The organism is Methanoculleus sp. SDB (assembly GCA_001412355.1).
In the GTDB taxonomy this organism is placed as follows: Archaea; Halobacteriota; Methanomicrobia; order Methanomicrobiales; family Methanomicrobiaceae; genus LKUD01.
This window is the reverse complement of record LKUD01000067.1, coordinates 35,419-46,045: the sequence shown is the minus strand read 5'-3', so window position 1 is coordinate 46,045 and position 10,627 is coordinate 35,419. Positions and strand designations below refer to the sequence as shown.

At 54.9% G+C, this 10,627-nt stretch carries 11 protein-coding genes; 6 read left to right on the top strand and 5 right to left on the bottom strand.

Features of this window, described 5'->3' with window-relative positions; genetic code table 11:
- Positions 1 to 5: 5 nt before the first annotated feature.
- The 3 genes from APR53_04535 to APR53_04525 are packed head-to-tail and all read left to right on the top strand — an operon-like array spanning position 6 to position 2,231.
- The gene (locus APR53_04535) at positions 6 to 1,325 is read left to right on the top strand and encodes a hypothetical protein (GenBank protein KQC03957.1); all 1,320 of its coding nucleotides are present in this window, start codon (positions 6 to 8) and stop codon (positions 1,323 to 1,325) included.
- Between the two features lie 40 nt (positions 1,326 to 1,365).
- Entirely contained in the window at positions 1,366 to 1,731 is a 366-nt protein-coding gene (locus APR53_04530) for a hypothetical protein (protein ID KQC03956.1), read from the top strand.
- Positions 1,732 to 1,745: 14 nt separating this feature from the next.
- Positions 1,746 to 2,231, top strand: a complete 486-nt coding sequence (locus APR53_04525) for a hypothetical protein (protein ID KQC03955.1) — start codon at positions 1,746 to 1,748, stop codon at positions 2,229 to 2,231.
- A gap of 96 nt (positions 2,232 to 2,327) precedes the next feature.
- Here APR53_04525 and APR53_04520 read toward each other — a convergent pair whose 3' ends face one another.
- Complete coding sequence (locus APR53_04520; GenBank protein ID KQC03954.1) at positions 2,328 to 2,648, bottom strand: hypothetical protein; 321 nt, start codon at positions 2,646 to 2,648, stop codon at positions 2,328 to 2,330.
- A 53-nt stretch (positions 2,649 to 2,701) separates the two neighbouring features.
- Positions 2,702 to 3,871 (bottom strand): translation-associated GTPase, encoded by a 1,170-nt coding sequence (gene ychF, locus APR53_04515; protein ID KQC03953.1) that lies wholly within the window; start codon positions 3,869 to 3,871, stop codon positions 2,702 to 2,704.
- 124 nt (positions 3,872 to 3,995) lie between these two features.
- Here ychF and APR53_04510 point away from each other — a divergent pair, with 124 nt between their 5' ends.
- Entirely contained in the window at positions 3,996 to 4,586 is a 591-nt protein-coding gene (locus APR53_04510; GenBank protein KQC03952.1) for a hypothetical protein, read from the top strand.
- Between the two features lie 2 nt (positions 4,587 to 4,588).
- A complete protein-coding gene (locus APR53_04505) occupies positions 4,589 to 5,422 on the top strand; it encodes a hypothetical protein (protein KQC03951.1) in 834 nt (277 codons plus the stop codon).
- Positions 5,423 to 5,452: 30 nt separating this feature from the next.
- Here APR53_04505 and APR53_04500 read toward each other — a convergent pair whose 3' ends face one another.
- Positions 5,453 to 6,643: a hypothetical protein gene (locus APR53_04500; protein ID KQC03950.1), complete on the bottom strand. Its 1,191-nt coding sequence runs from the start codon at positions 6,641 to 6,643 to the stop codon at positions 5,453 to 5,455.
- Between the two features lie 110 nt (positions 6,644 to 6,753).
- Here APR53_04500 and APR53_04495 point away from each other — a divergent pair, with 110 nt between their 5' ends.
- The gene (locus APR53_04495; GenBank protein ID KQC03949.1) at positions 6,754 to 9,348 is read left to right on the top strand and encodes a valine--tRNA ligase; all 2,595 of its coding nucleotides are present in this window, start codon (positions 6,754 to 6,756) and stop codon (positions 9,346 to 9,348) included.
- Here the strand turns inward: APR53_04495 and APR53_04490 are convergent.
- Both APR53_04490 and APR53_04485 read right to left on the bottom strand, forming a co-directional pair.
- The gene (locus APR53_04490) at positions 9,302 to 9,919 is read right to left on the bottom strand and encodes a thymidylate kinase (GenBank protein KQC03948.1); all 618 of its coding nucleotides are present in this window, start codon (positions 9,917 to 9,919) and stop codon (positions 9,302 to 9,304) included. The two genes, APR53_04495 and APR53_04490, sit on opposite strands and share 47 nt — an antisense overlap.
- Positions 9,913 to 10,587, bottom strand: coding sequence for a nickel transporter (locus tag APR53_04485; protein KQC03947.1), 675 nt, complete (start codon positions 10,585 to 10,587; stop codon positions 9,913 to 9,915). The genes APR53_04490 and APR53_04485 overlap by 7 nt, the downstream gene beginning before the upstream one ends.
- Positions 10,588 to 10,627 lie beyond the last annotated feature (40 nt).

Genomic DNA, 10,627 nt, shown 5'->3' with positions numbered 1-10,627 from the left:
AATCGTTGTTTTCACGATTTTTCGCAAAAAAGGAAGAAAGTCCCCTCGTAATCGGATTTACCGACATCAGCCGCTGGGTCGACGACCGGGAGATTGCAGTCCGGAATTCGCTGCGGGATGAAACAGCCGGCTCGCAGACAACGATACGTGCTGCATTCGGGGAGCTTGACACGGTGATCGAAAGCCTGCACGAGGCATCTCCCGATCCGGGTGCACCGCCAAAGCTCAGACGTGCCGTGGAAACTGCAGTCCCCGTATTCATCAGGGCCATGGAAATCGCCACGGGACGACACTGGTCGGAAGATCCGGTTGCGTTCTATCAAGAAGCCGCAGATGCACTCAAAGGCATGATAAAAGCCATGAAAGGGCAGGGGAAATATCTCACTGCGTTATATCCTGAGGAGATGAAGGAAATGCGGGTTTCGGTGAGTGCGATCGGAAAGGAGATCAATACCATGACCGACAGGATCGCCGCTGCGGACGCGGAACTCTCATCACTCGAGGACGTACGCAAACAGCATGCGGCAATCTGCCGCCTTGAAGAGGATTACGGCGCGGCAAAAGCACGCTGGCAGGAGATCTGGTCGCAAATCCCGAAAGATGAACGACATCTGGACGCGATCCATGCCGAGATTGCGCGCATGAAAGAAGAGGAGGATATCACCGGCCTTTCAGACGCCAGGGAGGCGGTGGAGCGGCTTGAACTCGAAAAAGAGGAGTTAGCCATCGAATATTCCCGCATCGTTGCTGCTTCGGCAAACGTGCTTCGAAAGGCAGAACATGCGGCAGAGAGCGGGCATAAAGAGGAACTCATCCGTGCCATCCGCCATGTACGGAAACTGCTTGCACATCCGCCGCGTCATGATCGCGTCACGCTCACCGAAGGAATCTCCGTTATCATACCTGATCTGATGCAGATGATTGAGCAGGGAGAGGTTATCCTCAAGAACAAGAGTGAACAGAAGATGTTTGCCGACGGACAGAGGCTGATCGATATCGTCGGCGGCCTGTGCACGCAGTACGGGCACACCACCGAACAGCTGGCGCTTGCACGCCTGCGCGTGACGGAGTCGGATGTCCTGCAGAGACTATCGCACCTCGAAGAGAAAAAGGCGGAACTTGAGAGAAAACACCGCAATGATGAAGAGCAGATGAAAGCTTTCGAGGTGTTTTTCGAAGAGACTATCGGGAAAATTCCGGATAAGATCGCCGCTCTCGAAGAGGCACTTGCCGGGTGTGCCGGCAAACCGGTAAAGATTACCGGCCCGGTGCCCGGGATTCCCGAATATACATCCGGGACGGACATCCCGTCAGCAGGTAATTAAATGCTGACATCACAGTTTACCATGAAGGACAGGAACCTCTATGCAGAAAAACACGGATAAAAGCCTCCAGAAAATCCTCCCCGCCACAGCATGGCCGATCATTCCGATCATCGCATTCGCAGGCATCGCGCTTGATTTCGCCCTGCAGCTAGCGGGGATTCTGACCGGTGAAAGCGTTCTTCTCGATGCGGGAGTCTGGGGATGCGTAGCAGGCTCGGTGCTGCTTGCCGGGATCGCATACTTCCGGCCCAAAAAGGATCTCGTTTCACTGCTGACACCGATGTACGCGCTCATTATTTTCAATCCGTACAGTGAGTTTTCCATCAACCTGCTCCTCAAGGCACTCTACGCCGCGACCATTACAGCGCTTTCCATCAGGCTCGACCGGCAATACCCTTCCGAATAAGAAATGTGGAGTTGATGCATATGGAAAGTAAAGAATTTCTTGATGAGTATATCACCCGGATCCGTCCCGCCGCTGCCACCATGGACCCCGATCTCGCGCACGAGATTGCCCAGGCATACCTCACCTATAAGTTCAGACTGTATGAAAATGCACTCCGCCGGTGTACGCTTGCGCTTAAAATCGCCGGGAAGACCGGCATTCAGCGGACGATTACGAATGCCCTCCGGATCGTGCAGGCCAACGTACAGGCACGTCTCGAAAACAGTGCCGCTATTCCCGGAGATATTCTCTTCGATGAAAATGACAGGGAGTTCGTCGCACTTCTGCTGCCGCAGGAATCCATCGGATATGAACCCACATACCTGCTGGACAACGCCCTGCTGCTGCTCTATGGGGCGGCATTCATCGCCTCGCCACCCGACCGTGAAGCGCTCTCTGAACAGGAACAGGGAGTATTGCTCATCATCGAGGGGTATCGCGATGAGCTCGGACTGGAGTGATTCCCCGTCCCGATTTTCCGGGATTATCGGGGCCGGATGAGAAAATACCGTCCCGTCACTAATCTTCTCAATACCGCTCTTAAAAAAAGCGTCAGGTCACAGTGAATCGAGGCTTACGGCACCGAAATCTTCCGATGCCTCGCTAATCTCCTTCACCCCGAATGCCGTCTGCACCGTCTGCATATTCAGGTCAAGTGCGGCATCAGCCATATAATCGAGAATATCAATGGAGAGTTCACGTTTCTGCTTGCTTTTTTTGAGCTGATCAATCAGGAACGAGAGTTTCTCCGGGGGCTCCATACGAAGTTTGGCAAGGCTGACCACACACATATAGATCCGCGTGAGATTCCGGTCGGGACCAGTGATGGTTTCGAAAAAGTTTCTGATCACCTGTGCCTGATAGACCTCTCCACCCATGGTAAATCAATACTTTGGTTTTCAATATATAAAGATTGTCTTTTTCTCCCCCATTACCTTCGTGTGGACACGATCTTGATGATATCACCGTGCCGGAGTTCGTGATTTTCACGAATACGCATCTTTGACTGTGCATCGACCGCATAGAGGAATCCGTCACCAATGTCGGAATGGATGCGGTATGCAAGATCGTGCGGCGTGGAACCGCGCTTCATGAGAAAAGCGTCGGGCAGCACCCGCCCCTGACCATCGCAATACTTGTTTTCGTCCTCCACAGGGTAGACCACTATCATGTCGAGAAGCTCGAACACTGCAGTATTTATTGCCTTCTGGACACCGGTTCCGCTATTTTGTTCCATGAACTGGCGAATCGTCTCCAGCCCGTGCTTCTGTGCCTCGGAAAGCTTCGCCGCGGGAGAGATTATAAAGTCCGTATCCCCGGCAACATAGGTGATAAACCGGCCTTCAGCGGCTTTTCTCAGCGCCAGTTCACCGGCGGCACTCGCAAAAGAGACGGGTTCGTGCGAGAGATCACGCGCGATCTGATCCGGCATGAGGTCGGCCTTGTTCGCAACGATGTACATCGGTTTGCTCCGGCAGATGAGAGTTTCACAAAACGCGATCAGGTCATCCTCCCCTGCCTGCCGGAGGTTTATGCATGCCTCCTGTTCGGCGTCCCGGATCTGTTCGTAGGTAATGCCAAGCCCCGCATAGACATCCGCAACCGCATCAATAACCGAAAAAGATTTTTGCTGTGCCGAACGGTGGATTTTTGGCCAGTGCTTCTCCAGAATGCCGTATGCCCACATCGTCATCTCTCTGCTGATGAATCCGATGTCCTGTACAGGATTGTGGGATCCCGGATCAACAGGATTGCCCTCGCTGTCCGTGGAGCCGCTGGCATCGATGATATGCAGGATGGCATCAGCCTGGCGGAGATGATCCAGAAACTGGTTTCCAAGGCCCCGCCCTTTGTGCGCCTCCGGGACAAGCCCCGCAACATCAATAAGACCAACCTGAATGAAACGGACGCCGTCTACACACTCATTGCACACCAGACCCAGATCCCGGCACGGACAGGTTGTACGGATATAGGCCACGCCATGGTTCGCGTCGATGGTCGTGAACGGATAATTTGCGATTTCAACGTGTGCCATCGTCGCAGCAGTGAAAAATGTCGATTTTCCACAATTTGGTTTGCCTGCAAGTGCAAGAGTTATCATGACATCATCCCCTCACATCATCAGCACCCGGCACCGGAACGGGGTTTCTCTGTCGGCGCCCGGAATTCCCGGATGCTTGCTGTGTAAAACAGTATAAATGAGAGAAAGTTACTAAAATGTTATCATGAGTTATTCCGTAAAACCGACGTATTTTTTTGAAAAATCCGGCCCGGAAAACACTGCAGATGCAGCCAGAATTGCCGTTGAGCGTGCCCGGGACCTCTCAATCGACACGATAGTTGTTGCGAGTTCAAGCGGTTCTACGGCACGCGTCTTTTTTGACGCTATCCGCGGAACCGGACTGCGGCTGGTGGTAGTCACCCATGTCGTCGGCTTTAAAAAACCCGGTGAATGGGAATTTTCTGCTGATACTGCTGAATTTCTTCAAAAAAACGGAGCCAAAATCATCACGGGCACCCATGTGCTTTCAGGTCTTGAGCGGGCTCTTTCCCGATCTCCCAAAGTGGGGGGGGGATCCCGTACCGAGGCGATTGCCGAGGCGTTACGCCGGACTGTCGCAACAGGCCTCAAAGTCGCCGTTGAGTGTTCCCTGATTGCCGCCGACCACGGTGCCATCGGCGTTGACCGGGAAGTGATCGCCGCCGGCGGTACGGCGTCCGGAGCGGACTGCGTATGTGTCATACTGCCCGCCCATACAGCATCGTATTTTGATCTCCAGGTAAGAGAGATCGTGGCAATGCCGCGGAACCGGTAATTATGGTTCTCCAGTCGATCAGGGAAGCGTTCAGTCTTCTCAGGAGTATGCCGGTACTCTGGCTGACGGGAATCGCAACGGGGCTGCTCGGAGCGTCAGATATACTGCTCACGGTCTGGGGAGAACCGTTTTTTTCGGAACGCATGTGGATCCTTCAGATCATACTCCTGCCGTTTTTCGTATCGGGCAGTTACGGTGTTATCAGGGCCGACGACGGAAGGCTTTCCACATATATCAGGGAAGGGTTCGCGCACTACTTCGCCGTGCTTCTGCCGGGAATCCTGATTTTCTTTGCGGTCCTGCTCACCATATTTATCGTGCTCATTCCGCTGACGCTTGCCGGCATCCCGGGAGACATCGGACTTCTCACGCTCATATCGGCAGGTGTCATTGTGCCGATGCTCTTTTTCACGTTTTTCTACGATACGGCGGCAGTTTTTCAGGAGAAGAAAGTATTTGACTCACTTCTTGAAAGCATCCGTTTCGTGGTCGCGCATCCGGGAAAAACAACGGTATTCATCATCACTGCGCTCGCACTATTCGTGATTATCGGCCTTCTTGGAACACTCCTTCTTGCCGCGACACTCGCGGGACACCTCGAACCGCTCACGATGATGAGTCAGGCAGAACTGGATGCGCTCGCTCCCGCGGATCTGCTCGGCATGCTGGGTACATCAGGCATCTGGACTGCCGTCGGAGTGTACTTCGGCATCATCGCCCTTTTCAGCGCAATTTTCTATCCGTTCAAAGCAGTGTTTTACCGTACCAACGTACTCGTTCTGCCCGTACAGCCCGAAGGGGAATACGACGAAAAAGGCCGCTGGTTTAAATACTGAAAGGCACTCTCTTCAGGATTTCCCCTTTTTTCAGGGCAGGTAAAAGAGGAGTGCAAACAGGCCGCCGCCGAAGGTGGCAATCAGGTTTGTGCCGGAATTTCCGATGATGCCCCGGTTTTCGAGAGTCGCCCCGACGACACTGTCAATGTTTGTCCCGATAAAACCTGCAAGGGTGCACACAACCGCCATCATCGGACTGGCAATCCCTACCATGACGGCGGAAATCCCGACAATGCCTGCCGCAACCGTACCTGCCACTTCACCGATGATCGTAACACCCCCGTTCGTCCCGTGCGGGACCTTTTTAAAGGTGGTAATCAGGTAGGGTATGGTGCCGACGACGCCGATCTCGCTCGCCACGGTGTCTGCAGCCGCGGAAGCCACGCTGCCGAGGAAAAGGGCAATAAACATCTCGTGCTGGGTGACGCCGTACAGCACCGTTGCCCCTACCGCAACGAGACCATTTGCAAAGACATTATAGTAGCCCCTCACTCCCCCGTGAGATTCGGCAACCCCCATGCTCTTTTTTCGATCATAACGAAATCGCGTGCAAGCCGAACCGAGGACGAAAAAGGTGAGCATGATAAAAAACCAGCGTACATCCGCGAATACGATGAGGATTATTCCTACAAGCGCTCCGGAGAAAAGGCCGCTGAGATCCGCTGCTTTCAAACGATAGGAGAAGTAGCCGAAGGCCAGCCCCGTGATGACGGCAGTGAGCAGCAGGGTTGTTTCAACGCGAAATCCGATCTCGGAAAACAGAAACATCGTCATCGCGACACCCAGACCGGAGATCAGGAGCGAATCCTCGCGATTGCCCACGGCGGACTTGAACAGGGCGGCGACGAGCACTCCGGTGCTGATGACAAGCGGTGATTCCGAACCGAGATACAGCATCACGGAAAGCCCGCCGACGGCAGCCCCGATGATATACAGTAGATAGGATCGCGGTCCTTCCGCCCACCTGCATACGAGTTCACCGCCCACCACAATGGCAAGCGTGGCGGCGAAAACAAACAGGGAGAGGAGTGAAAGTCCGTAGAGTGTCCCGAGAACGGCAATTGCGACGGATGCGAACCGCGTACTGCGAATTGTGAAGAGGACGCCGCTGAAGAGAATCGTCAGAAGGCCGAGAATCCACGGAGGATGTAGCAGAGGAGCAACTGCGATACTGACCGCAGTCAGAAGCGCCGCCAGCCATATACGCACCCCTTCAGCCATTTCAAATATAGGTGGGTAATGAACCTTTAATTGCATTCTGGTCGTAAAAACGCATCAGTGCATGTTCGGATACGATCACTATATTTTATTCCAGAGACAATAATTGCGAAATGCCCCAACCAAAAGATATTCCAAAACATTTCAATTTTTCCGAGGTCGAACCGCGATGGCAGGCGGCATGGAGGGATGAAGACAATTATTTTGATCCCGCATCCGCCAAACCGCCGTATATCATCGATACGCCGCCGCCGTACCCCACCGGCAACTTCCATATCGGCAATGCGTTCAACTGGTGTTATATCGATTTTATCGCGCGATACAAACGCATGCGGGGATTCAACGTGATGTTTCCGCAGGGATGGGACTGTCATGGATTACCTACGGAAGTAAAAGTCGAAGAGATCCACGGCATTACAAAAAACGACGTGCCGCGTGACCGTTTCAGGGAGATGTGCCGCGAACTCACGCTGCAGAACATCGAAAAAATGCGGACAACCATGCGGCGGTGCGCCTTCTCGATCGACTGGAGTAACGAGTACATCACCATGCTCCCGGCGTATTATAAAAAAACGCAGCTCTCCTTCCTGCGCATGCTCCGGGACGGTAAGATATACCAGAGTGAGCATCCGGTAAACTTCTGCACACGGTGCGAAACGGCAATCGCATTTGCAGAAGTCTCGTATGAGGAACGAGACACGAAACTGAATTATTTTTCATTCGACGGCGTGGAGATTGCAACATCCCGGCCGGAACTGCTCGCAGCCTGCGTTGCGGTCGCGGTTCACCCGGATGACAAACGGTACACCGGTCTTCGGGGGAAACGGCTGAAGGTCCCTCTTTTCAGCCATGACGTACCGGTAATCGCCGATGATGCGGTGGACCCCTCATTCGGCAGCGGGGCGGTCATGATCTGCACATTCGGTGATAAGCAGGATGTACACTGGTGGAAACAGCACGATCTCGAACTCAGGAAGGCAATCGACCGGCAGGGGAAGATGACCGCAACGGCAGCACCCTACACCGGGATGACTGCAAACGACTGCAGGGAACGGATTCTTGCCGATATGAAGGAACAGGGCATTCTTCTCCGGCAGGAGGATCTCAACCAGAGGGTAGGAACCTGCTGGCGATGCAAGACACCCATTGAAATCCTCAGTGAGCGCCAGTGGTTCGTCCGCATCGAGCCGGAGGCTATTCTTGAAGCGGCAGGGAAAATCTCATGGATTCCCGAACACATGTTCATCCGGCTCGAAAACTGGGTGCGGCAGATGGAATGGGATTGGTGTATTTCGCGCCAGCGAATCTTCGCGACACCCATCCCTGTCTGGTTTTGCGCCGACTGCGGCACGATGATCCTGCCCGCGGAGAACGCTTTGCCCGTCGATCCGGTCTCAGATAAACCGCGTGACCCCTGCCCCGCGTGCGGGTCCTCAGAGGTGAGGGGTGAAGAGGATGTGCTTGATACCTGGATGGACTCCTCGATTTCAGTACTCAACATCACCGGATGGAACGGAACAGGGATGCCGGATATTTTTCCCGCCCAGTTGCGTCCACAGGGCCACGATATCATCAGGACATGGGCGTTTTACACGATTCTCAGATCCGTAGCCCTTACCGGCAGCTACCCGTGGAATGACATCCTTATCAACGGCATGGTGCTTGGTGATGACGGTTTTAAGATGAGCAAGAGCAGGGGAAACATCATCGCCCCCGAAGAAATCCTGAATGACCATGGAGCCGATGCATTCCGCCAGTGGAGTGCCGGAGGAGCGTCGACCGGCTCCGATATTACCTTCAGCTGGAACGATGTGATTGCAGCATCACGGTTCCAGACAAAGATCTGGAATATATCGCGGTTCGTTCTCGGCCAGCTCGGCACCGAGACGGGGGAGACCGGCACCGTGACCGAACTCGCGGATCGCTGGATGTTGTGCCGCCTCTCCGATACGATCCGTGACGTCACCGATGCGATGGACCGGTTCCAGTTTGACCGGGCACTTCGTACGATTCGTGAATTCGCGTGGAACGTCATCGCGGACGATTATATCGAGCTGGTGAAAGGACGGCTCTATACGGACGACCCGAGTCGTACCAGTGCAACGGAGGCATTATGGATTGCCCTTGATGCGCTGTGCAGGATGCTTGCTCCGATTGCCCCGTACTTTGCGGAAGAATGCTACCAGTATTTCGGGAAAGGAAGCGTTCACAACCAGCCATGGGTTGATTTTTCATACTCTGATCCCGACGCCGGTCCTGCAGGTGACCTGCTCGTGAAGGTCGTCGCGGAGGTGCGGCGGTACAAGCATGACGGCGGCCTCGCCCTGAATGCCCCGATGGGGGCTGTTACGGTATATGCACCGGGGCACATCGATGACGCAGGCGATGCCGGCCGTGCACTGAATGCCACGGTTCTGTGGAAACACGAGGAGCCGAAACTGGAGCGGGTGGTTACGGGTATCGATTTCGATATGTCCGTTATCGGGCCGGCATTCAGGAAAAAGGCAAAGGCGGTGATGGATGCGGTTAAAGCGCTGCCTCCCGACAGTATCCTCAATCCGCCCCGCACGATTGCTATGGACGGCGAGGAACTGGCACTGCCGGAAAATGCATTTTCACCGAAATTTACCTTTATGCTCGAGGGTGAGGAGGTCGATGTTCTCACACTCGGGGACGGTGTGATCGTGACGGTCCGGCACAGTTCCTGATCTCACCGGCGACAAATCCGGCAATCTCATTTTTATCCTTTAAAGCATCGATCAGGACGAACCGCTCCGGATCCGCGTCCACAAGGGCGAAATACTGCGCCTGCACCTTTTCCAGCACCTCAGCACGCTCGAAGTGCTCCAGTGAGTCGCCCGACAGCCGCTTCACCGCCTCCTCTACCGGCAGCACCAGCAGAAACGTTCTGTCCGGGCGGACACTCCATCCCGAGTGCACGGCAGCGATCCAGTCGTGCGGATCGGCAAGAATCCCTTCCAGTGTGACGGCCTGATAGGCATATCGCGAATCGGTAAACCGGTCCGAGATGACCAGCCGCCCCTCCCGCAGAGCGGGGCGGATGACGGTCGAGAGATGGGCGGCATGATCCGCAGCGAACAGCAGTGCTTCGGCAACAGGATCGATATGCTCGGCGATGGCGCGCCTGACCTGCTCACCGATCCAGGTGGCACCCGGCTCGCGCGTAAACAGGGGGGACAGATCCCTGAGGTCTTCTTTTAGGGCGGATAGCAGGGAGGACTTGCCGCTCCCGTCGATGCCCTCGATGGTAATCAGCAGAGCACTCCCCTCCGGATCAGGTCTACCGGGATATGCCCCCGGTGAAGGGCGGTGGCAATGATTGCCGCATCGAATCCAGCCTCGTCAAGTACTCTCAGATCCTTCATCTCCGCGACACCCCCGCCGTAGAAAAGAGGGCCTTCATAGGCATTCCGGAGCGCATCCAGAAAATCAGCGGGTGGAATTCCGTTTCCGGTCCCCACAGAACCGAGATTAAGGATAATACACCCTGAAAACGGCCAGACTGCCGCAGCACGAAGAAGCGCAACCGGATCTTCCCCTCCGGGAATCACCCGGCCGTCCCTGCAATCCAGACTCAGCACCCCTCCCGGATACAGGGAGAGATCGCGCCCGGCCGTTTCCGTTCCGATGACGTTGATCACGCGGTCGGCAATGAGCATATCCGCGGGCGATCGGCATCCGCGATCAAGCCAGCAGGTAGTTACACGGCGTGCGCATGCCCGTACATGCCTCTCGTTGTCACCGGCACCGGTGATGCGGTCGAGATCCGCAATATAGAGGTACATCGGTGCGATCTCTTCAACATACCCGGAAGGGTCAGCGGTGGAGGCACAGCCCCAGTCAAGAGGGCGGTACGTATCCCGATTTCCTTTCGCCCCGTGTACAACCTTTCCGCCGAGCAGATCGACAGCCAGAATAATTTTCATGTTTTTAACGCAATCACTATTAGGAGAAATGATCAAAAAT